A 22349-nucleotide genomic window follows, 5' to 3' on the forward strand; every position below is an offset into this window, starting at 1 on the left:
CCTTCCCCTGCCCGGCCCGGCCTGTCATCATTCCTTCACACTGTTGCAAGGGGGTTGCTGATGGGAGAGGTGGTCAATCTCGACGACTACAGTACCGAAGCCCGGCGGGGACGTGCATCCGTGCCGGGCGCAACAAGACAGTCAGGAAACAGCGCCGGCACCATGGATGTCTGTTTCGACCGGCGGGAACTCGGTCGCATCCTGAATGTCTATGGCAACATGGTGGCGAACGGCCACTGGCGCGACTACGCCATCGCCCACGGGCCGGAGCAGGCGACATTCGCCGTCTTCCAGCGCGCAGCCGAATCGCCGCTGTTCCGCATCACCAAGACCCCGAAACTGGACCGCAAGCAGGGTGCCTTTCAGGTACTCTCCCGCGACGGCCGCGTGCTGAAACGGGGCCATGACCTCGATGCAGTGCTGCGTGTCTTCGACAGCCGTCGTTTCAGCGTGGTGGACGACTGAACAACGTGGCAGGGTGCATTGCCTGATACGGACCATCCAAGGTCCGGCGGCAAGGCTGTGCGAAAACGGCACTCACGATCGGGGAGGATGGATCGGCATGACGGGAGAGATCATCAGCGGCAACCGGGTTCTGACCATGGAACAGCGGACGCTGAACACGGCCAGGGCGGCGCGGGCGCTGCATGAATCAGGCATCGGCCTGGACGACTGCGTCGCACTTTACCTGCGCAATGACTTTCCCTTCTTCGAGGCCTCGGGCGCCTGCGCCCAGATTGGTGCCTATGCCACCCCGATCAACTGGCATTACACGGCGGAGGAAGCCACCTACATCCTGCGTGACTGCGACGCGAAGGTGGTGGTGATCCATTCCGACCTGCTGCCGCCGATCCAGGACTCGATCCCCGATGGCGTGCTGGTCGTCGTGGTGCCGACACCGGACGAGATCGCGGCAGCCTATGGCGTCAATGCAGCGGTGGACCTGCCGGAGGGCGCGGTGCTCTGGTCGGACTTCATTGCCGACCGGGAACCCTGGACCGAACTGCCGCCTGCCAGCCGTGGCACCATGATCTATACCTCCGGCACCACCGGTAACCCGAAGGGCGTGCGGCGTGATCCGATGGACGAGGACGCGCAGGCCCAGACCACGCAGATGGTCTTCGAAGGCTTCGGCGTTCCCGCCGATTCCTCCGGCATCCGCTGTGCCATGACCGGGCCGATGTACCACAGTGCCCCCAATGCCTATGGCCTGGCGGCGGCCCGCGGTGGCGGCACGATCTACCTGCAGGCGCGCTTCGATGCCGAGGACCTGCTGCGGATGATCGACGAACTGAAGCTGACCCACATGCATGTGGTGCCGACCATGTTCGTCCGCCTGCTACGCCTGCCGCCGGAGGTTCGCGCGAAATACGATGTCTCCAGCCTGGTGCACGTCATCCATGGCGCGGCCCCCTGCCCGCCGGATGCGAAGAAGCAGATGATCGACTGGTGGGGACCGGTGATCTACGAATATTACGGCTCGACGGAGAACGGCATCGTCACCGTGGTCACCAGCGAGATGGCGCTGTCCAAGCACGGCACGGTGGGCAAGCCGATCGCGGGCAATGTCATCCGAATCCTGGACGATGACGGCAAGGATGTACCGACGGGCGAGATCGGCGAGGTCTACATCTGGCGCCCGAACCGCACCGACTTCACCTACAACAAGCGTGATGCCGCGCGGAAGGAAATGGAAATCGACGGTTTCCTGACCAACGGCGACATGGGCTGGCTGGACGAGGACGGCTGCCTGTTCCTGGCCGACCGCAAGAACGACATGGTGATATCCGGTGGCGTGAACATCTACCCCGCCGAGATCGAGAAGGTGCTGATCGGTTGCCCCGGTGTGCGGGACTGCGCCGTCTTCGGCATTCCGGACGCGGAGTTCGGCGAGTCCCTGGCCGCCCATATCGAGGTCACGGACCCAAGCCTGGCACCGGAGGACGTGCAGTCCTTCCTGCGCCAGCACCTGGCCAAGTTCAAGGTACCCCGCAAGGTGGTGATCGACGAAGCCCTGCCGCGCGAGGATTCGGGCAAGATCTTCAAGCGCAAGATCCGAGAACCCTATTGGGCCGGGATGCCCCGCCGCATCTGAACGGCGGCGCGGTCGCCGGACAGCAGGACGTGTCGCCCCCTCACGCCGCGACGGGGGTTGCGCGATCAATCATCGGCTGCAGCTCCAGACCCGGTTCCAGGGTGCCGAAGGCGTGGCCCCAGTTGCCGTCGAGGCGGCTGGCGAGGAAGGCGTTGGCGACGGCTGTCGGCGCGTGGGCGGTCAGCAGCGTGGCCTGCAGTGTCAGCGCCATCCGCTCCACCACCGCACGGGCACGGAACTCGATATCCTCCAGCCGTCCCAGTTCCGCCATCAGACCGTCGATGGCCCGGTCGAGGCGGGTATCGCGTCCGCGCGCGGCACTGATCTCGGCCACGAAGGCCTCCACCGATTCCGGCTCCCGCTGCATGGCGCGCAGCACGTCCAGGCAGATGACATTGCCCGACCCCTCCCAGATGCCGTTCAGCGGTGACTCACGATAGAGGCGCGGCAGGATGGTCTCCTCCACATAGCCCGCACCCCCCAGACACTCCATGGCTTCGCCCACCACCACGCCGACGCGCTTGCAGGTCCAGTACTTGCCGACCGCGACGCCCAGGCGGGCAAAGGCTGCGGCCTGCTCATCGCTCGCGCCCTCGTCGAAGGCGCGGGCAAGGCGCATGGACAGCATGGTCGCGGCCTCCTGCTCCAGCGACAGGTCGGCGACGACATTGCGCATCAGCGGCTGCTGCGACAGCTTCCGCTGGAACGCCATTCGGTGCTCCACATGGTGTCCGGCCTGAATCACGGCCTGCCGCATCAGGGCCGTCGGGCCGATGGTGCAGTCCAGCCGCGTGTGGGTGACCATGGAGATGATGGTGCGGACGCCGCGCCCTTCCTCCCCCACCATCATCGCCTCGGCCCCGTGATACTCGATCTCGCTGGAGGCATTCGACTTGTTGCCCAGCTTGTCCTTCAGGCGCTGAAGCTGGATGGCGTTGCGACTGCCGTCCTGACGCCAGCGCGGCACCAGAAAGCAGGAAACACCGGCATCCTCCTCCGTATAGGCCAGGGTCAGGAAGGCATCGCACATGGGGGCGGAACAGAACCACTTGTGGCCGGTCAGCTCATAGATCTCCCCCGGCCCCTGACGGCCGCGCGCCACCGCACGCGTGGTATTGGCGCGGATGTCGGACCCGCCCTGCTTCTCCGTCATCGCCATGCCCATGGTCAGTCCCGACTTCTGCGCGGCGGGGATGGAGCGGCTGTCGTAGGACCGGCTCATCACACCTTCCTGCCAGAAGGCCGTCGCCTCCGGCTGGTGCTGCAGGGCGGGTTTCACGGCGTAGGTCATGGTCAGCGGGCAGCAGACCCCCGCCTCCACCTGATACATCATGTACAGCATGGCCGCGTGAGCCACGTGACCGCCGGGCTTGCCCTCCCAGGCAATGGAGTGCTGTCCATGCTTCATGCCCAGCGCCATCAGGGCGTGGTAGCCGGGATGGAACTCCGCCTCGTCCACCCGCTGGCCGTAGCGGTCATGGGTCTTCAGCACCGGCGGAAAGACATTGGCAAGTCGGCCGTGCTCCAGGGTCTCCGACAGTCCCAGTTCGGCACCATAGGCATCGACTGCCCCGGCGTGCGCCGCCGCACCTTCCCGCGTCAGGGCTTCCACCAGCGCCGGGTCTGAGCGGCAGAGATTGTAGTCCTCCAGCGGCGGCGGCTGGTTGAAGACGTCATGCGTCGCCAGATCGGTGCGCGGATTGTGGGCAGCCATGGCGATTCCTCCCTTGTCGCGACATGTCTCTGGCGGTGAGTATGGGCACAGCCGACAGACAATGGCAATCGACGCGGAGGAGGCGTGCAATGGTCGACCAGGAACTGGCGAAACGTATCGTGGCGGAGGTGGATCGCGGCTTCGACGCGCAGATCGCCTTCACGCAGGACCTTGTCCGCTTCCCCTCCCAGCGGGGTCAGGAGCATACCGCCCAGGACTTCCTGCATGACGCCTTTGCCGACCGTGGCCTGAAGATGGACCGATGGACCATCGACGTGGGCGACATCGAGCATCATCCGGGCTTCTCCCCAGTCAATGTTTCCTACGACAATGCGGTCAATGTGGTCGGCACCCATCGCCCGCGTCAGAAGACCGGCCGGTCCCTGATCCTGAACGGTCATGTCGATGTGGTCCCTGTCGGCCCCCTCGACATGTGGACCGCCCCACCCTATGAGCCGCGCATCGATGGCGACTGGCTGTATGGTCGTGGTTCCGGCGACATGAAGGCCGGGATCGCCGCCAACCTGTTCGCGCTGGATGCGCTGAAACGGGCCGGGGTGCAGCCTGCCGCGACGGTCTACATGCAGTCGGTCACCGAAGAGGAATGCACCGGAAACGGCGCTCTCGCCTGTCTGACACGCGGCTATCACGCCGACGCGGTGCTGATCACGGAACCGACACACGACTGCCTGGTGCGCGCCAATGTGGGCGTGCTCTGGTTCCAGGTGGAGGTGCGGGGCCGCCCGGCGCATGTCTATGAATCCACCGTCGGCTCCAGCGCCATCATCGCCGCCTACAGCCTGATCAACGCCCTGCAGGGCCTGGAAACCGAGATGAATGCGGAGAAGGGCGAGCACCGCTATTTCGAGGACATGGCCAAGCCGATCACCATCAACATCGGCAAGATCGCGGGCGGAGACTGGGCTTCCTCCGTCCCGGCGTGGTGCCGCTTCGACGTGCGGGCCGGCATCTATCCCGGCACCTCGGTGGAGGAGGCGAAGCAGCGCGTCGAGCAGGCCCTGCGGTCGGCCTGCATCGACGATCCGTTCCTGTCCAACCATCCGCCCAGCGTCACCTACAATGGCTTCACGGCGGAGGGCTATACGCTGGAACCTGGCTCGGATGCGGAGGCCTGCCTGGCCGCGGCGCACCAGCGCGTGCGGGACGTGGCCCTGACCGATGCGACCATTCCCGCCTACCTGGATGCGCGCGTGGCGGTGCTCTATGACGACACGCCCGCCCTTGTCTACGGGCCGGTGTCGGAACATATCCATGGCTTCGACGAACGCGTCAGCATCAGCTCGACGCGGGAGGTCACGCGCACGGTAGCGCTGTTCATGGCCGACTGGTGCGGCGTGGAAACGGTTTGAGTCACTTGCGCGCTGACTGAGTCGTTTGCGGTCCATGGACAAACACCACAACGGGGAGACAACAACATGAAGGCTGCACTGCTGACGACGCCCGGCATTGCCAATCTGACAATCACCGACGTGGCGGAGCCGGAGCCGGGACCCGGCGAGGTCAAGGTCCGCATCCGCGCCAGCTCGCTGAACTACCGCGACCTGATCACGGTGGAGGGTGGCTACGGCTCGAAGCAGAAGCAGGACGGGCTGATCCCCCTGTCCGATGGCGCGGGCGAAGTGGCCTCTGTCGGGGCAGGCGTGACCGCCTTCAAGCCCGGTGACCGGGTGACGCCGATCTTCTTCCCCGACTGGCTGGGCGGGGAGCCGACGGCACAGGGCATGGCCCGCGCGCTGGGGGGATCGGCGCAGGGCTGTGCAGCGGAATTCCAGTGCTTTCCCGAACATGGACTGGTGCGGACACCGACCTTCCTTTCAGATGCCGAGGCTGCGAGCACTGTCTGCGCCGGGCTGACCGCCTGGCAGGCCGTGGTGGAACAGGGTCGCATCCGGCCCGGCGACTGGGTCCTGACCCAGGGCACCGGCGGCGTCTCCATCTTCGCGCTGCAGTTCGCCAAGGCGATGAGCGCGCGGGTGATCGCCACGACCTCCTCCGATGCCAAGGCCGCGAAGCTGCGTGAGCTTGGCGCGGATCAGGTGCTGAACTATCGCGACATCACCGACTGGGGCAAGGCAGCAAAGAGCCTGACCGGCGGTGCCGGTGTCGATCTGGTGGTGGAAGTCGGCGGCGCTGGCACGCTCGGCCAGTCACTCCGCGCTGTGCGGATCGGCGGCACCATTGCCATGATCGGTGTGCTCGCCGGGCAGAAGAGCGAGGTCAACATGGGTTTCGTGCTGATGACCAACAGCCGCATCCAGGGCATCACCGTCGGCAGCCGGGAAATGCATGTGGCGATGTACAAGGCGATGGAGGCGCATGACATCCATCCCGTCATCTCCGACAGTTTCCCCCTGTCCGGGATCCGGGAAGCCATGGCGCACCAGCAGGCCGGTCGGCACTTCGGCAAGATCGCGCTGGAAATCTGAGCCAGGCCTGTACCGCCCGACCCATTGCGGACAGCGGCGCTCGCGGATCAGGTCCGCGAGCGCCGTGTCGGGGCCTCAGCCGCCGGAGATGGTCACGCCACCATCGACGCTGATGGTCTGACCGGTGAGGAAGCTGCCTTCCTTCGACGCCATGTAGACGGCGAGGCCGGCGATCTCCTCAGGCTCACCAATGCGGTTCAGCGGCGCCTGCGCCTCCGAGCGGGCGCGGAACTTCGGGTCTTCCCAGAGCGCGCGGGCGAAGTCGGTCTTGATCAGGCCCGGCGCGATGGCGTTTGCACGGATGTTGTGGTGGCCGAACTCGCAGGCCAGGTTCCGCACCAGCTGCATGTCGGCGGCCTTGGAGATGCAGTAGCCGCCGATCACCTTCGATCCGCGATGCCCGCCGATGGAGGACACGATGATGATCGCGCCGTCCTTCCGCTCGATCATTTCCGGGATCACCATCGAGCACAGCCAATGGTTCGACTTGATGTTCACGTTCATGATCTTGTCGAAGGCATCGTCAGGGATGTCGAGCGAGGAACCGTAGTAGGGGTTCACCGCCGCATTGCCGACCAGGATGTCGATGGGACCGAATTCCTTGCGGGTTTCCGCAACCAGCTGCTCCAGCTGTTCCTTGTAGGAAATGTTGCACGGAATGCCGATGGCCCTGCCGCCATTTGCGGCGTGGTTGGCATTGATGTCCTTGGTGACGGCCTCCACCGCGTCCGCCTTGCGGCTGGAGACGACGACATTGGCACCCTGCTTCGCGAAGGCCTCCGCGATGGCCTTGCCGATGCCCTTCGTGGAACCGGTAACGATGGCGGTCTTGCCGCGCAGATCAAACATCATGGTCTTGCTCTCCCCCTCAGGTTTCCGGCCCGGATGCCGGTGGCTGCCGGGCACATTAGATGGTTCTCGCACGGGATGGAATCGGTGCTGCGGCGATAGTGGCCATTCCGCTATCGCCGGACGGCCAGCGCCTCCACCGGCAGCCCGTTGCCGCGCCAGGCGGCATAGAGCTCCAGCGCCAGATAATCGTCGGAGCCGAGTGCGCCAGGTTCCGCCAGACGCTGGTCGTCGCAGAACCGGAAGCGGCGATGCACCGACCCGACCTCTCCCCAGCGCAGCAGGTACCCGGGCAGCCCATTGGTCTGACCCTGCGTCAGTTGCTCCCCCCGCAACCACAGGCCGACGCGTTCGTCGTGGCACTGGAAGCAGGCCAGGTTCATCTGGCCCCGCCGTTCGGTATAGAGGGCCCGACCGCGATCGAGGTAGGGACGGGCAGCGCCATCCACGCGCACGGCCATCGGCATCCCGTCGGAGCGTTCCCGCACGGCGAGCATCAGCGACAGCATGGCCTCCGACCCCAGCGCCAGCGCAGGTGCGGACATGCGCACCGTCCGGCAGCGGTTGATCTGTCCCTCCAGCGCGGTCAGCGCCCCATCCACCACCTTCGGAAACGTCGTGGCGGCACCGCGCAGATCAGCAGCGCCGTGACAGTCCGCGCAGGCCTTCTTCGCCGCACCCTCGACCCGGCTGAAGGCACTCTGCCCCCGCTCCAGCCAGAACAGTGCCGGATTGGCAAAGCTGTCGCGCTGCATCTCCTGCACAGCGGGGGTCGCAAGCGCATGGCCCGATACGGGCGGCGCGGGCCGGTCAGGCATGTCTTCCGCCATTGCCGGACGGGCGGGCGTGAACCAGATAGAAGCTGCAACCAGCAGCGAGAAGAGGAACCCGTTCATGTCACTGAGTATCGCAAGGATCGATCATGTTGTCCTTCACGTCAGCGAGATGGACCGCGCCCTCGACTTCTACACCAATGTCCTGGGCTGCGAAGTCGCCCGCACGGTCGAGAGCCTGGGGCTGGTCCAGATGCGTGCCGGGGCCAGCATGATCGACCTGGTACCTGGCCGTGATCCGGAAGCCTCCACCCCGGCGGCGCGGAACATGGATCACTTCTGTGTCCGCGTGGATCCATGGGACGAGACGGCCATCCGCGACCACCTTGCGGCGCACGGTGTGGCGGTGGGCGAGACCAGGACACGTGTCGGCGCGGAGGGCGCCGGTCCGTCGATCTACCTCACCGACCCGGACGGCAATGTCGTCGAACTGAAAGGTCCGGCCACCTGACCGCCATCACCATTCACTGGTAAACGCTTTGTTCAGCATGATTGGTTAGCGCTACACTGGTCTGCACCTTTCAGGCTGGACCTGTCATGACCGAAACAAGCGTTTCCGCGATTTCCGATGCCATAGGCGGTGACCGGCGCCAGATGCGTCGGCGCGCCGCGCGGGCCCTTGTGGCGCTGCTGCTCGTGGCGATCGTGGCGGTGCTGGGCATTGTCTGGTTCGCGGACAGTGAACGTGACCGCCTGACTGCCGAATGGGAGATCCGCCTGGGCCTGGTGGCCGACAGTCGCAAGGCGGCCGTGGAGGACTGGCTCAACGAACGTCGCGGCGAAGTGCTCCGACTGGCGGCAAACCGCACCGTGCAGTTCCATCTGGTCGACCTTGCCGACCCGGAACTGGCGCGGGAGGAAACCGACAGCAGCCGCCTCTATATCGAAGGGCTGATGACGTCAGAGGCAGAACGTGGCGGCTACCTGTCGCCGCGCGGTCAGGTGGCGACGGCTGGCCACGATACGTCTGCCCAGGGTGGTCTGATCCTGCTGGATGCCAGCAACAACATTGTCGCCCAGACCCCCGGCGCACCTGATCCGACATCCCTGTTGCCGGACAGTCTGCGACCCGGCCAGGTCCGGGTTTCGCCCCCGTTCGCGGCGGGTGACGGCACGGCCATGATCGCGCTGTTCAGTGCCATCAGCGCCCCCGAAGGCAGCACCGATGGCGGGATCGGCCTGCTTGTGGCCATCCGACCGCTCGGTGATGACTTCTTTCATCGGCTGGAACAACCCGGCGACACGACAAGCGGTGCCGAGACCTTCCTGACAGATTTCAACGACAGCCATATCCGCTATCTGAGTCCTCTCGACGACGGGGCCGCGCCGCTCACGCGCCAGATCCCGGCCTCCATGGCCGAGCGGGCGGCGGTCGCCCTGCAGGGCATGCCGGCCGGCAGTGGCAGCTTCGTCGGCTATGCCGGTGATGAGGTACTGGCGGTCAGCCGACAGATCATCGGTACCGGCTGGACACTGATCCGGCAGATCCCGAGCGACCAGGCCCTGTCCGGTGGCATTCGCCGCATCTGGCTGATCTCGGGCACCCTGTTGCTGGCGCTGCTGCTGGCAGCCGCCACTGTAGTCGCCGTCTGGCGTCACGCCATCAGCGACCGGCTGGCGGATGCGGCGAGCAACCTGTCGGTCGCACTGAAGGAATCCGACCGCCTGAGCCGTCTGCTGCGCAACGTGGCAGACGCTGTCCCCAACGGCATCACAGCGGTCGACCGGGAGGAGAAGGTACTGTTCGGCAACCGCGCCGCCTTCGACCACATCGGTATCCCGGCGAATGAGGCGGAGGGCATGCCGCTGATCAACCTGCTCGGCCCCGGCGGCAGCGCCCCCCTGCATGCGGCCAACGCCATGGTGCGGGAAGGCCATCAGACCATGCGGTACGTGGACGACCACGGGGCCGGGGCGAATCGTTCCGTGATCCAGCGCATTCATGTGCCGCTGGATGACGATGGCGTGCTGATTGTCGCCGAGAACTTGACCGAGATCGTCGTGGAGCGGGAAGCGCGGGCGGCACAGCTTGATGCGCTGGTCAACGTCCTGGTCGATCTGATTGACGCCCGTGACCAGTTTGCCGCGTACCATTCGCATCGGGTTGCACGGCTTTCGCGGCGGATGGCCGAAGCCATGAAGCTGCCCAGACCGCAGATCGTGGCAGCGGAAACCGCCGCACGCCTGATGAACCTGGGCAAGCTGCGCATCGATCCGGCGATCCTGACCAAGACGGAGGGGCTGACCCCCGATGAACTGGCCGAGGTCCGCGACAGCATCCTGCATTCCGCAGATCTAGTGGAGGGTATTCCCTTCGATGGACCGGTGGTCGAGACCCTGCGTCAGATGCAGGAGCGTCTGGACGGCAGTGGTCGACCGAACGGGGTCAGTGGCGACAACCTGCTGGTTCCGGCCCAGATCGTCTCCCTGGCGAACGCCTATGTTGCCCTGATCAGCGAACGTGCCCATCGGGCCGCGCGCACGCCGGAGCAGGCACTGGAACAGCTCTGGCCGGAAGCCGAGAAGACCTGGCGGCGCACGGTCATTGCGGCGCTGGTGCAAGCCAATGACGCGGCCGCAGAGGCGGAGTCCGGCGGAGACAACTGATGCGGAGCCTGTTACGGCATCTGGTTGTCGGTACGGCTCTGACCGCCGGTCTCTCTGCGGGTCTCCCTGCCCCGGCTGTCGCGGACGGCTGGTACGACCCGCACCAGAATCCACCGACCCTGCCGCGCAGCCTGCAGGACTGGATCACCCCGCAGGGTGGCAAGGAAATGCGGGAGATGCCGGAGGACAATCTGGTCGCGCTGGAGAACCCACCGGCCTTCGGCTGGCGTTCGGGGCAGGACCGCTACAGTTTCGAGGTCCGGATCGCGCGCGACGGCCAGCGCTACATGCAGTTCGTGACGCAGGCAACCGCGTTCCGGCCCGACCGTCCGATGGAACCGGGCAGATATACCTGGCAGGTGCGACGGCTGGATTCCTACGGTCGCCCCCTGCCCGACAGGAGCAGCCGGGTCGCCGATCCCGAAGGCTGGTCCACACCGAGGATCTTCGAAGTCCGACAGGATGGAATAAACCTCTCCGTCCCGCCCGTCTGGGACGCCTTCGACCGCGCCAAGGCACGCAAGCGCCCGCGGTCACTGCCTGCGGACCCTGCGAGCGGTCGGTTCGACCCCGCGCTTCTGACCCCGGCACAATGGCAGGTGTTCGAGACCGTCGCCCGCCGCTTTCTGAAGGAGGCCCCGGAAGCCGAGGCCTTCGCCCGGCAGCGCAGCGACGGCAGCCGTTCCGCCCTTCGCCAGATCATGCGCAGGATCGACGATGCCCTGGCGGTCGCGAAGGTGCATCGGCAGCAGGCGGTTCGCCGGCAGGCGACGCAGGTGGCGCTGCTCTATCTCGACAACCTGATCGGGGAGAACCCGCTGGGCCGCACCGGCCACGACGGCAATGACCTGCTGAACATCCGGCTGGCGAAGACCGTGGCCCGTGCCTACGACATCCTGAAGAGCGACATGGACCGTCAGACCCAGCTTCGGGTCCAGCGTCATATCGAGGACAGGACGCAACCGGCCTTCGACTATTTCATGCTGAACGACCACGGAAATCTGGAGCAGTTCGCACTCAGTTCGCACGGGTTCCAGATCATGACCCATGTGCTGGCCATCGCGTCACTGTTGAGCGGTGATTCCGACCGCGCCCGGCTCTGGTTCCGCGACAGCTACCCCCTCATCTCCATGATCGTGACACCTTGGGGTGGCGGTGACGGTGGCTATTCCAACGGCGTGAACTACGGCGTCTGGGAATTCGTCAATCACGTCGACAGCTGGGACGTGATCCACAACAGCACCGGCTTTCCCTATTTCGATACCGCATGGGTACGGAACTTTGCGGAGTTCCTGACCTATTTCGCCCCGCCGGGTGTCGCCTATACAGGGTTCGGCGACGGCGGCGAGTATCTGCGTCCCGAACTCTGGTCGGAGATCGCCCGACTCTATTCCGAACGCGGTCGCGGTGCCTTTGCGGACCCGCTGCTGGACGGCTGGCAATCCCATCTGGTGGCCCGGACAGGCAAGGCTGCGCCACTGACCAATGCCCTGCTGTGGCCCCGGCTGTTCAGCGATCAGAGCGACAACCCCGACCCCGCGCTGCAACTGGATGCCATCCCCGATGCAGCGATCTTCCCCGACATCGGCTGGGGTGTGATCCACACCGACATCAGCGACCCCGAACGCTATTCGGTCCTGTTCAAGTCGAGCCAGTTCGGCTCCTTCAGTCACAGCCACGCCGACCAGAACGCCTTCACCATCATGGGACGGGGGCAACCGCTGCTGCTCGACAGCGGCTACTACGACGACTACCGCTCGAAGCATCATGATGGCTGGACGCGCCAGACGCGGGCACACAACGCCATCACCTTCGACGGTGGGATGGGGCAACCCATCGACGATCCAGGCGCCAGGGGCCGCCTGCTGGGATACTGGCGCTGTGGCGGGGTCGTGGTCATGCGCGGTGATGCGTCCGGCGCCTATGGCCAGGGCATCAGCCGCGCGCTGCGGACCCTCATTTCCCTGCCCGGCGGTCGGGTGCTCGTCGCTGACCGGATGGTTGCCGACAGGGAACGAAAGTGGGAATGGAACTTCCATGCCGCCGAGCCGCTGACCGACACCGACAGGAATTTCGCCGTCGTGCGCAATGGCGCTGCCCGCGCCGCCATTCAGGTGCTCGCAGGACCGGACCTGGAACTGGCACAGTCGAAGGGTTTCCCGTTTCCGGCCAGGACGAAGAACGGCATCGCCCCCGTCGACCAGTTTCACGCCGCCTTCACCAGCCGTCGCGCCACACCGTCACTCGACATGCTGACCCTGATCGACCTGGACCGCGACAGTCGGGCGACGGACGCCACGGCGCGGATGACAGGCAGCGGTCGGGTCAGTTTCAAAGTCGGGCGCTACGCCGGTACCATCGACGATGGCAAGGTCAGCCTGAACATCGACGGTGCGGCAGTCGATCGGGCAACCTGCGCCGTTCCACCCCCCGAACCGATAGAGGCACAGAGCGTGAAACTGCGCCTCGGTGGACGGAACTAGCCAGCATCGCCCCGCCGTTCCACCCGCCCCCGATCAGAACACCTGCTCAACGCTCCAGCGCGTCTGGCCGGGCGGCGGGAAACGTCCGGCATACTGCAGTTCGATCCGCACGGTGCCGTCCGTCCGGCGCGGCAAGCCGAGGCGCAGCGTGCCCTCCGGCGTGCGCCATTCGCTGATGCGGATCAGTTCGTTGCTGTTGATCTGCTGCACGAAATCGGCACCGAACTCACCACGCTCGAACACCTCCGGGGTGCCATAGCGCTGGATCAGGATGCGCTGGATATCCTGGAACACCTGCTGCACGCCGACAGGATCTCCGGTTGCCACCAGATCGAAGATGGCAGCGGATTTCACCAGTCGGGCCCCGTCATGCAGCAGGGCAATCCGTTGCGGATTGGCGACCTGCGGCAGATAGGCCGCCTGATAGACAACCGCGCCGGGCTGTTCGACGCCTCCGCTGATCCCGGCAGCCTGCAAGCGCCCGCGTGCCTCGGCCAGCGACATGCTGGGTGTCAGGTCGATCAGGTCCAGCTCCGCCGGAAACTCACCCTCTGCAATCGGAATCAGCGACGGGGAGACGGCGGCCTGCGCAGCCTGCCGGTCTTCCGCCGTGGCCTTCTGGAACGCCAGCGTATAGAAGACGCCCACCCGATAGGCAGACGTGAACCCGCCTGGTTCCGGCTGGCGATGGAACAGATCCACCGAGGTACCGAAACTGTGGGGGCCTGTGCGGTAGGCATAGTTGGCGGACAGGGTATGCGCTGCCGACTCCAGCACGTTGTTGCCTGCCTGATCCTGGAACAGGAAACGGTAGTTGGCGTTCAGAGAATGGTTGCCGCGAAACATGTTGGCCGCCAGCGTGGCGCCGAAGTCTGCCTCGTCATTGCCCGCACCCTTGATCAGCCGCCAGAGCAGGCCCGGAGTCACGCTGCCGCGAAACCCGCCCAGTTCCAGACCATGTGTCGCGTTCAGCGCCACCTCCCGCGTCGTCGCCAGCGTGTTGGCCGCCTGATCGTCCACGTGCTGGTAGAACAGGTTGGCCCGCCCGGTCCAGCCGCTGGCAATCGGTGCCGAGAGGCCGAGACGGGATGAGGCCGTCAGGGATTCAGTGGTGCTGTTGTCGTTCTCGACATCCTGCAGGAAGCTGTCCCAGGTCATGGAGACGGTACGGCTGTCGCTCAGCCGAAGAGGGCCACTGACCGTCACGCCCGCAACCTGGGTGTCGGTGCTGTTGGCACGCGTGAAGGCGTCCGTGAACTGTTGCAGGCGACCGCGCAGTGCCAGCCCGTTCTCCAGCCTGTATCCGGCCCGCAGGTCGAACGTGCGGCGGTCGGAGGAGACGACACCACCGTTCGGCTGGAACTCCGCCCCGGTCTGGTCGAAGCGGAAACTGTAGGTAAGCGGAGAGCTTTCGGAGCGGCCACTGACCTGCGCCAGCACCGAATAGTCCAGTGCGTCGGTCTGGCCGGCACCGCCGTTGCCGATGTCCCCGTTCAGCAGCGCCATCTCGCCCTCGAAACTGAGGATCTGGCTGCCGACCCGCCGATCATGGACTCCGGCGAAGCTGCCGGTCACCTGATTGCGGTCAGGGGTGGCACCATCCGCCTGCCGGAAGCCATGCACGAGGCTGAAGGAGTAGGTGCTGCCCCCGTTCTCCGTCAGCCACGACGCCCCATTGAAATAGTCGTCGAACCAGTTCTCGAAGGCACTGCCGACATAGGTCTGCTGATTGGAACCGGAACTGAACTGCAGGGAATGGGTACCGTCGAGCCATCCGACCTGGGGCTGCAACTCAAGCTGCCCACCCTTCAGCGCACGCTGCAGGGTCCGAAAGCTGTAGAAACCGAAGAAATCGCCAGCCTCCGCGCGCAGTGGCACCGATCCGTCACCCTTGGTCCAGGTCAGGTTCGCGCGCTCCGGCACGATGCCGCGATTGGCGGAGCGAAACTCCGAACTGTTCACGACACCGTCGAAACTGCCGCGCAGGAAATTCCAGGGGGAGTAGCGCCGTTCCAGGTTCAGGTGCACCTCGTCGAAGAAATCGAAGGCATTGTCCGGATTGGGGTTGGCGCTGGCGTCACCGGCCACCCCCGACTGTTCCGCCCGGAACGTGTTGGTCCCGTCGATGCGCCATTCCGGCAGGGGATCGCCATACTGGCCGATCTCCAGTGCCTCCTGCGCACTTGCGCCTTCCAGAGCAACCGCAGCGGCTCCCGCCACGACGAGCGGGCGCAACCTCACCCCCATACGTCCCGCCCCTTCCCTCATCCGTCGATTTCCTGGAACTCCATCACGAAGTCATTGGTTCCGGTCAGCACGACGAAGCCCAGCGTCTGGTCCGTGAACTCGATCCGGGTCCGCACGGTGGCCGAGACCGTGCTGACGATACGACGCTCACCGTCATCGGTGGTCAGCCGGGCCTGCTGCACGGTCTGCACCCCCTGCACCGCCTGGATCCTCAGTACCGCATCGCGCGGGACCTTGATGTCCTGGTTCTCTACCAGCCGGGCGCGATCGACGAAGTCGTCGGCGACATAGCTGCCCTGGTTGCCGGAATTCCAGTCGCGGGCGAAATCGGCAAGGAACCGCTCCACCTCTGCCCGTGGCACCGGGTTCACACGGGCCACCCGCACAGCGCCCGTTGGCAGCAACGCCGCGGACTGGTCCGGTGTCTGGATCCGATTGAGCCGCCGCAGTTCCCGTGCCTCCAGCAGGGTCGTCGTGAACAGGATGCTCAGGATCAGAAGAATGCCGGTCTTTCCCATCATGCCACCTGCTGGATTGCATTGACGGTAAAGCTGAACTCACCACCGCCCAGCGCGGAGACCGTCACCGTGATCTGGACAGTAAATCCGTTCGTCGCCTTGATCGTGACCGTGGTCGGCGTGTCGAGCGGGACATCAACATCGATTGCACCCGGTGGATCGAACTCGAACAGGCCGACGAGCCTGTCGGGAAACACCTCCGCCGCCGTGAAGTCTACCCCACCATTCGCCGGGATCTGTGCGATCAGGGCCGAACCCGTGCTGCCGTCAGCCACGACCGTGCAGTCGCCGGTGTTGGGGTCGATATCCAGCGATGCAAAGCGGAAATCGGGCGGTGCCGTGCCGCTGGCCTGCATCTGCACCGTGACGCCCTGGCAATTGGCAAGTCCGCCGCCACCGCCGCCATTGTTGTTACCCTGGTTCGCGTTAACGGCATCTTCCAGAGACGCGAACACCTGTCCATTGTTGTTGCGCACCGGGTCGATCTGGTTCAGCGGGTTGTTGCCGTTGATGATCGTGACCTGCTTCAGCACCCGGCTGACGAACTGCCTGTTCGTCTGCAGCCGAGTCACGTTGTTGCCGCCGGTTCCGGGTGCGACGATACGGATCGAGGTCTTGCCGGTACCGACACTGACCTCACCGCCCTGCGCCAGGACGGGTCCGGCCGCGAACAGGAGTGCGCCGACGCAGCCGGCCCTGATTGCGGCCCGGAAGAGAGAACTGACCATCACTGCGCCCCCTCTTCCCGGGAGACATCACCGACGATGCGGATCAGTTCCACCTCGATGGGGGCTTCGCGGCCAATCAGCTGCGGGTCATCGGCTATGGTCAGCGTGTTGACGCAAAGTCCTGCATTGCCGCTGACCGGTGCCAGGGTGACGAAGGACCTGTCGAAAGTCCCGAAGGCCGGATCGGCCTGCCAACGGCAGTCGAAGTCCCCCGCGTCGTCGAAGGGCACATTCAGCACATTGGCGAAGATCACCACCGACTGTCCCGGCGCTGCCGTGTTGGGAATGCGGAAGGTGAATTGCGGCGGCCCGAGCACGGGACCGTCGTCGCCGAGCCGGAACTCGCCCAGCACCCGCCCGCCCTGTGCGATCACCTGGGCGGCGCGCACGGCATCGGGCGCGACCTCGGCAACAGCCTCCGCCGCCGCATCACCCTTCTCGAAGGTGCCGTCGATCGTGCCGCCGTCACGCAGCACGAAACGGGCGCGGTAGGACGCCATGTCGGCAGGGCCGAAGACCTCCAGCACGGTCTGAATGCCATTGCCGCCCTCGCGCTGCTTCACGTTCAGCTTGTTCACGGTGACGAAGGCCGAATCGCTGTTGGACCGGCGTGGCGGCAGTATGAAGCGCGGGCTGCTGCCGGGCGAAACCTCCTGCGGCGCCACCCGCGCCACGAAGTTTCCCGTGTCACGGGTGGAAGTGTCGGCACCGCCGCCCAGTGCATCGAAGCTTGCGCGCAGGGTGTCGCCGTCGAAGCGCAGGAAGCCGTTGCCGATCACCCGCGCATCGAAGAAGCGCAGCGGTGCCTCGATCCTGGGGCCACCGGTCAGCACCTGAACGCCGAACTGGCCGAAATCATTGCGCCGGGCAGGAATGAAGATGTCCTTCGCCGCAATGCCGACATTGGTGTCCTTCGCCACCAGGCGCAGGTCATTGCCGACGATGCTGGCAACCACTTCCTTGCTGCCGCGGGCCAGGATGACGCCGTCCGGTGACAGCAGTTCGGCGGTCACATTGTATCGCTTGCCCGTCGCCTCCGCGAGGTCCGTCGCGGTGAGTGAGGTCGAGGCCACGGAAACGCCGCCCTGGCTGCGGAACCGGGCCAACGGCGTGGTCACCTGCACGCCGTTGTCCGCACTCCACCTGACGCGATAGCCGGACATGCGGGCGGGGCCATCAACGATGATACGCACCGCGTTCTGGGTGACCAGGTCGATGACCGGGTCGAAGAACTCGGCGGCGGCGGTCAGCGGCTCCACCTCCATCCCGATGCCGTTCGCCGTCAGGTCAAGGGTCTTCTCGAAATACCTGTCGCCCAGATCGTCTTCGATGAAGACCGTGTAGGTACCGGAGCCCGGGCGCAGCGCCGTGAAGGCGACACCCGTCCCGTCCTGGGCCGCGTTGAAGTCACCCACGCCGGAAAAGGACAGCGGGGTTCCACGCCCGATGCGGCTGACGCCGTCCGGTGCGGTCAGCTCCACCGAGATCAGGTCCATGCGGAAACCGGTACGGAGGGCGGAAACATCGTCGTCCAGGCTGATGAAGGCATCCAGGTCACGGTCCTGATCCAGCATGTTGCCATCGGCCCTGATCGAGGACTCCAGCACCATCTCGACATCGGTGATCTTGACGACGTCGATCCTGACCTCGTCCGTGATGTCATCCATTCTCGGCAGGAAATCACGGCAGGTGGTGGCCGAATCGCCCGTGACGGTCGGGCGCTGGGTGAAGTCGACCAGCGCCCTGGCGGTCGCCACGACCCGATCGGTCCCGATCTCGCGCCCCTGGATCATGCTCACGATCCCGTCGTGTACCTTGGTGAAACGGGTACCGGAAAGCTGCGGCCGGATACCGAAGCTGGGACCGGAATCAAAGAACCGCTGGGACCGGATACGCTCCACCAGTTCATCACGCACCTGAACCTGGAAACGACAGTCGCGGCGGCTGTCGATCTGGTGCCGTCCCATCACCACGAAGGGCACCGCATGGGGAACACCGGTCATCCGCTGGGTCAGCGGGTCCGCGGCCAGACGCTGCGTCCTGCCCATGTCGATGGCCATGTTCACCAGCACGACGTTGCCACCGGCCTGCTGCGCGCGTCGGGTCTGGCGCTGCGCAATCGCATTCGGCAGTTCATCGATCAGCGCCTGCAACGCGTCCAGGGCCTTCACCAGTTCGCCACGGTTCGTGTAGGCGGGTCCCTTCAGGAAATTGACCTGCCCCTTTGATATTTCCGGACGTTCCAGGCCGGTTCGGCGGATTTCGTCGAACAGGGCGCTGACCCGCTGCTGCGCGGCATCGATCTGGTCCCGGAGGTCGCGATCCTCCCGCGAGATGATGGCGAGCGCGGCCAGCGCCTCCTGCCCCAGGGCATTGTCGCGCTGGCGCAGCGCATTCAGTTCCCGGGTCGCCTCGCTGACGGCTTCATGGGCGCGGCGGGCAACCGGGATCAGACTGGCCTTGACCGAAACGATCGGCCGCATCAGGCCACCAACACTGATCGCCTTGTCGAAACCACGCTCGAAGCTGTCCAGTTCAGCCCCAAGGGCGGCAACGCGCTTCGGGTCGCGCACGGCGGCGTCCTGCAACTGGACACCCCAGAGATCGAGCCGACGCGGCCCCTCCACAGTCAGGCCGGTACGGATCTCCCGCAGGTTCTCCACCAGTCGCTCGGTCAGTTCCAGGTCGCGCAGTTCCGCGCGCCGCACCTCTTCCCTGAACTCTGCCAGAACCTCCTGGCGGCGAGGAACGTCGAAGATGGTGATGACACCCAGTTCCGACAGCTTCCGCACCGAGCGGGCGTTGGCGATGAAGGGATTCTTGCTCGTCGTGGCGAGGATGTTCAGGCTTGCACCGAGCACGGCAGTTCCCGTGCCCTGCTTGTTGGTGTCGTCCACGATGTCCTTCACAAGGGTATAGACCTTGTGGCTGTTCTTGATCCGGTCCGCCGAACCCTTGATCTTCTGCAGCCGTTCGAACTGTTCCGCCCGCAGCTTGATGAACAGCGTCTCAAGCTGCTTGTTGATGATGGCGTTCGACAGGTTGAGGCCGGAATCGATGGCCTGGTTCAACTGCTCCGACAACAGTTCCTCATGCTCGCGCATGCTGTTGATCAGACCCCGATTGGTCTCGATGGTGTCCTGGATTCCCGCAGCAAGCTCGCCCATCTGCTCGATCTGGGTAGGCGCACTCTGGGCCTGCGCGCCGTTCGGCACAAGCGCCAGGATCACGAGTCCCGCCGTCAGCAAGGCCCCACGAAAGAAATCTACAACGGTCCCGTTGTCCATCCGCACAATCCCCTGAATACCGACCTGCATGTCATGAGATGGATAACCCGGAGTTTTACTGTTGCAACGCACAACTGCAAGACTCACCAACCCACACGTGCACATTTTTTCAGGCGGGCAACAGGCAGGGGGCGAAGGCTATTCGTCAGGAAAATCGCGAACGAGAGCGCTGTCACACTTCATTGCCCGCTCGCAAGAAAGTGAACGTGGCTCACCAGTAGCCGAAGCGGTAACCGCGCTGGAACGCCATGCCGGTCGAGTCGCGGATCCAGTCATCGCCGATGCCGACGCGGGTCCGGCGCTGGTACAGCCAGTCGAACAGCCGCGCCTGCAATCCGTCACGAATGTCGCCATGCCCCGGGTCTGTCCCCAGATCCTGCTGCTCCAGAGGATCGTTCTGCAGGTCGTAGAGTTCCGGACGGAAGCGGACGTGGTGGATGTATTTCCACCGCCCCGTCCGGATCATGCAGGCCCGGGCGTCCATGGGCGCAAGGTCCAGGGTCTTGCGGGCATGGCGCAGGGAATAGTCGCACTCCGCAAAGACCGCATCGCGCCAGTCTTCGGTACGGGCCTCCCCGAGCAGAAACGGTGCCAGCGAGCGCCCTTCCAGCCGCTGCCCCGGAACCGCGCCGCCCAGCCTCTCGATGAAGGTGGGAATCAGGTCGATGGCCTCCACCATCTCCTCGACGACCGTGCCGCGCGTCGCATCGGCAGCGGGCGACGGGTCGGCAATGATCAGCGGGATGCGCAGTGCATCCTCGTAGAACAGCTCCTTCTCCCCCAGCCCATGGTCGCCCAGATAGTCGCCATGATCGCTGGTGAAGACGATCAGCGTGTCCTTCAGCAGACCCTTCCGCTCCATGAAGTCGAACAGGCGGCCCAGATGGTCGTCGATCTGTTCGATCAGCCCCATGTAGGCCGGGATCACGGTGTTGCGGCATTCATCCTCCCGGAAGGCTATCGACTCCGGGTGCTGGCGAAAGGCGTCCAGCACCGGATGCGGCGCCTCTTCCCCCAGCCCCCGGTTTCCGGGCAGGACATCAGCCGCGCCGTAGCGGGCGTGATAGGGCGCGGGCGCGATATAGGGCCAGTGCGGCTTGATATAGGACAGATGCAGGCACCAGGGTGCCTCACCGGCCTGGGTCATGAAATCCATTGCGCGGCGGGTCATGTAGGGGGTCTCGCTGTCCTCCTCCCGCACCACGGCGGCGAACCGGGCGTTGCGCATCAGCCAGCCGGACGGATCCTCCCCGTCATCGCGCTGCACGGAATTCGCGACCTCGTGCCAGAGGTTGGTGCCCTGATAGCCCTGTGCCCGAAGATAATGCTCGTAGGCCACCTCCGGCACGTAGGGGGCCAGGCGGTGCAGGCCGTCATCCCGGTCGAAGGGCTCGAAGCCGCATTCGGCCAGGAACTGTCCCCTGCCCGTCGCGGGATCCAGCCCCAGCCGCCTGATCCCGGCCTCATCCGCCTTCATGTGGGTCTTGCCGGCGAGCGCCGTCCTCAGACCCAGCGGTGCCAGATAGTCGCCCAGCGTCCATTCGTCGGTCCGCAGCGGATAGTTGTTGTAGGTCGCGCCATGGCTGACCGCGTAGCGCCCGGTATAGAACGACATGCGCGACGGACCGCAGACCGCCGCCTGGACAAAGCTGTTCGCGAAACGGACACCACGTGCCGCCAGCGCGTCGATCACCGGGGTGCGCAGGGTCGGATGCCCGGTGCAGCCGAGATAATCGTGCCGCAACTGATCCGCCATGATGAACAGGATGTTTTTCGGCCGCGTCATCGGTCGCTGTCTCCGTCCCTGGTGCTGGTACGTGTCGCCGGGGCCAGCGCCGGGGCGGAGCGGATGCGCCTGCGCCGCTTTTCCCGCAATGGCGTGACCGCAAAGACCTGCTTTGACACCTCGACCATCACAAGCCCTGCAAAACCCGGCCAGACCCGTGTTCCCACACGCTCGAACAGCCTGTTGGCGCGCAGCAGCGGTCGCCAGCCAAGCGGTGGGAAATGCAGTGCCATGTTGGTCTGCTCCGGCAGGAACATGTTGGCGCGCAGCAGGCGTGAAAGCTGTCCGGTGGTATAGGGATGGCCGTGTCCGAACGGCGTATGCTCCGCCCGTGACCAGAGTCCGCGACGGTTCGGCACGATGAACAGGGCACGTCCGCCACTGTCCATCACCCGCCAGATCTCGCGCAGCAGGGGCCTGGCCGCTTCCGTCGTCTCCAGCGCGTGGACGACGATGATCCTGTCCATGCTCTGGTCCGGCAGCGGCAGCTCCAGCTCGTCACCCAGAAAGACACGGTTCGGACCTTCGCGGGGCCAGTGCTGGATACCCTGGTTGGCGGGCATCGCCGCAATCACCCGGTCAGCCTGCTCCAGGAACGGCCGGATGAAGGGGGTGGCATAGCCGATTCCCAGTATCTTCTGTCCGCGCACATCGGGCCAGAGCTGGGCCAGCGACTGCCGCACGTGGCGACGGACCAGGTGCCCGAGAGGTGCCGAATAGAACTGGCTGAGGTCGATGATGTCCGGACGCCACAT

At 65.3% G+C, this 22349-nt stretch carries 16 protein-coding genes; 7 read left to right on the plus strand and 9 right to left on the minus strand.

All coding sequences use genetic code 11. The features are described 5' to 3' along the window. Positions 1-60: 60 nt before the first annotated feature. Positions 61-465, plus strand: coding sequence for a DUF2794 domain-containing protein (locus QGV55_RS12950; RefSeq protein WP_281016372.1), 405 nt, complete (start codon positions 61-63; stop codon positions 463-465). 97 nt (positions 466-562) lie between these two features. Next, entirely contained in the window at positions 563-2095 is a 1533-nt protein-coding gene (locus QGV55_RS12955; protein ID WP_281016371.1) for an acyl-CoA synthetase, read from the plus strand. A 40-nt stretch (positions 2096-2135) separates the two neighbouring features. Here the strand turns inward: QGV55_RS12955 and QGV55_RS12960 are convergent, their stop codons facing one another. Continuing rightward, entirely contained in the window at positions 2136-3809 is a 1674-nt protein-coding gene (locus QGV55_RS12960) for an acyl-CoA dehydrogenase family protein (protein WP_281016370.1), read from the minus strand. Between the two features lie 89 nt (positions 3810-3898). Here QGV55_RS12960 and QGV55_RS12965 point away from each other — a divergent pair, with 89 nt between their 5' ends. Together QGV55_RS12965 and QGV55_RS12970 are read left to right on the plus strand one after the other, a co-directional pair. Continuing rightward, positions 3899-5179, plus strand: coding sequence for an ArgE/DapE family deacylase (locus QGV55_RS12965; protein ID WP_281016369.1), 1281 nt, complete (start codon positions 3899-3901; stop codon positions 5177-5179). Between the two features lie 66 nt (positions 5180-5245). After that, positions 5246-6256 carry an NAD(P)-dependent alcohol dehydrogenase gene (locus QGV55_RS12970; protein ID WP_281016368.1) on the plus strand — a complete coding sequence of 337 codons (1011 nt, stop codon included), beginning with the start codon at positions 5246-5248 and terminating at the stop codon, positions 6254-6256. Between the two features lie 75 nt (positions 6257-6331). Here the strand turns inward: QGV55_RS12970 and QGV55_RS12975 are convergent, their stop codons facing one another. Further along, positions 6332-7108: an SDR family oxidoreductase gene (locus QGV55_RS12975; protein WP_281016367.1), complete on the minus strand. Its 777-nt coding sequence runs from the start codon at positions 7106-7108 to the stop codon at positions 6332-6334. A gap of 110 nt (positions 7109-7218) precedes the next feature. After that, positions 7219-8001: a sulfur oxidation c-type cytochrome SoxA gene (gene soxA / locus QGV55_RS12980; protein WP_281016366.1), complete on the minus strand. Its 783-nt coding sequence runs from the start codon at positions 7999-8001 to the stop codon at positions 7219-7221. Here soxA and QGV55_RS12985 point away from each other — a divergent pair. The 3 genes from QGV55_RS12985 to QGV55_RS12995 all read left to right on the plus strand — a co-directional run bounded on the left by QGV55_RS12985 (position 8000) and on the right by QGV55_RS12995 (position 13028). Then, the gene (locus QGV55_RS12985) at positions 8000-8389 is read left to right on the plus strand and encodes a VOC family protein (RefSeq protein WP_281016365.1); all 390 of its coding nucleotides are present in this window, start codon (positions 8000-8002) and stop codon (positions 8387-8389) included. The genes soxA and QGV55_RS12985 overlap by 2 nt on opposite strands. 86 nt (positions 8390-8475) lie before the next feature. Continuing rightward, positions 8476-10545 carry an HD domain-containing phosphohydrolase gene (locus QGV55_RS12990; protein ID WP_281016364.1) on the plus strand — a complete coding sequence of 690 codons (2070 nt, stop codon included), beginning with the start codon at positions 8476-8478 and terminating at the stop codon, positions 10543-10545. Then, positions 10545-13028, plus strand: a complete 2484-nt coding sequence (locus tag QGV55_RS12995; protein ID WP_281016363.1) for a heparinase II/III family protein — start codon at positions 10545-10547, stop codon at positions 13026-13028. The genes QGV55_RS12990 and QGV55_RS12995 overlap by 1 nt, the downstream gene beginning before the upstream one ends. Positions 13029-13061: 33 nt before the next feature. On the opposite strand, the gene QGV55_RS13000 is transcribed toward QGV55_RS12995, so the two are convergent. The 6 genes from QGV55_RS13000 to QGV55_RS13025 form a co-directional block, all read right to left on the minus strand. Then, positions 13062-15296 (minus strand): hypothetical protein, encoded by a 2235-nt coding sequence (locus tag QGV55_RS13000; protein ID WP_281016362.1) that lies wholly within the window; start codon positions 15294-15296, stop codon positions 13062-13064. Further along, positions 15293-15796 carry a hypothetical protein gene (locus tag QGV55_RS13005; RefSeq protein WP_281016361.1) on the minus strand — a complete coding sequence of 168 codons (504 nt, stop codon included), beginning with the start codon at positions 15794-15796 and terminating at the stop codon, positions 15293-15295. The genes QGV55_RS13000 and QGV55_RS13005 overlap by 4 nt, the downstream gene beginning before the upstream one ends. Further along, positions 15793-16521, minus strand: coding sequence for a hypothetical protein (locus QGV55_RS13010; RefSeq protein WP_281016360.1), 729 nt, complete (start codon positions 16519-16521; stop codon positions 15793-15795). The genes QGV55_RS13005 and QGV55_RS13010 overlap by 4 nt, the downstream gene beginning before the upstream one ends. Further along, entirely contained in the window at positions 16521-19808 is a 3288-nt protein-coding gene (locus QGV55_RS13015) for a hypothetical protein (RefSeq protein ID WP_281016359.1), read from the minus strand. The genes QGV55_RS13010 and QGV55_RS13015 overlap by 1 nt, the downstream gene beginning before the upstream one ends. A gap of 211 nt (positions 19809-20019) precedes the next feature. Next, positions 20020-21594, minus strand: a complete 1575-nt coding sequence (locus tag QGV55_RS13020; RefSeq protein WP_281019960.1) for a sulfatase-like hydrolase/transferase — start codon at positions 21592-21594, stop codon at positions 20020-20022. Beyond that, a complete protein-coding gene (locus tag QGV55_RS13025; RefSeq protein ID WP_281016357.1) occupies positions 21591-22349 on the minus strand; it encodes a methyltransferase domain-containing protein in 759 nt (252 codons plus the stop codon). The genes QGV55_RS13020 and QGV55_RS13025 overlap by 4 nt, the downstream gene beginning before the upstream one ends.

Source organism: Minwuia sp. IMCC3009, from assembly GCF_029909415.1.
Taxonomy (GTDB): Bacteria; Pseudomonadota; Alphaproteobacteria; order Minwuiales; family Minwuiaceae; genus Minwuia.

Bases quoted from the DNA above. Each gene is read 5' to 3' on its own strand.
- QGV55_RS12995 (WP_281016363.1), top strand. From the start codon at position 10,545: ATGCGGAGCCTGTTACGGCATCTGGTTGTCGGTACGGCTCTGACCGCC.
- QGV55_RS12990 (WP_281016364.1), top strand. From the start codon at position 8,476: ATGACCGAAACAAGCGTTTCCGCGATTTCCGATGCCATAGGCGGTGAC.
- QGV55_RS12960 (WP_281016370.1), bottom strand. From the start codon at position 3,809: ATGGCTGCCCACAATCCGCGCACCGATCTGGCGACGCATGACGTCTTC.
- QGV55_RS13005 (WP_281016361.1), bottom strand. From the start codon at position 15,796: ATGATGGGAAAGACCGGCATTCTTCTGATCCTGAGCATCCTGTTCACG.
- QGV55_RS12965 (WP_281016369.1), top strand. From the start codon at position 3,899: ATGGTCGACCAGGAACTGGCGAAACGTATCGTGGCGGAGGTGGATCGC.
- QGV55_RS12985 (WP_281016365.1), top strand. From the start codon at position 8,000: ATGTCACTGAGTATCGCAAGGATCGATCATGTTGTCCTTCACGTCAGC.
- QGV55_RS13025 (WP_281016357.1), bottom strand. From the start codon at position 22,349: ATGTGGCGTCCGGACATCATCGACCTCAGCCAGTTCTATTCGGCACCT.
- QGV55_RS12975 (WP_281016367.1), bottom strand. From the start codon at position 7,108: ATGATGTTTGATCTGCGCGGCAAGACCGCCATCGTTACCGGTTCCACG.
- QGV55_RS13015 (WP_281016359.1), bottom strand. From the start codon at position 19,808: ATGGACAACGGGACCGTTGTAGATTTCTTTCGTGGGGCCTTGCTGACG.
- QGV55_RS13020 (WP_281019960.1), bottom strand. From the start codon at position 21,594: ATGACGCGGCCGAAAAACATCCTGTTCATCATGGCGGATCAGTTGCGG.
- soxA (WP_281016366.1), bottom strand. From the start codon at position 8,001: ATGAACGGGTTCCTCTTCTCGCTGCTGGTTGCAGCTTCTATCTGGTTC.
- QGV55_RS12970 (WP_281016368.1), top strand. From the start codon at position 5,246: ATGAAGGCTGCACTGCTGACGACGCCCGGCATTGCCAATCTGACAATC.
- QGV55_RS12950 (WP_281016372.1), top strand. From the start codon at position 61: ATGGGAGAGGTGGTCAATCTCGACGACTACAGTACCGAAGCCCGGCGG.
- QGV55_RS13010 (WP_281016360.1), bottom strand. From the start codon at position 16,521: ATGGTCAGTTCTCTCTTCCGGGCCGCAATCAGGGCCGGCTGCGTCGGC.
- QGV55_RS12955 (WP_281016371.1), top strand. From the start codon at position 563: ATGACGGGAGAGATCATCAGCGGCAACCGGGTTCTGACCATGGAACAG.
- QGV55_RS13000 (WP_281016362.1), bottom strand. From the start codon at position 15,296: ATGAGGGAAGGGGCGGGACGTATGGGGGTGAGGTTGCGCCCGCTCGTC.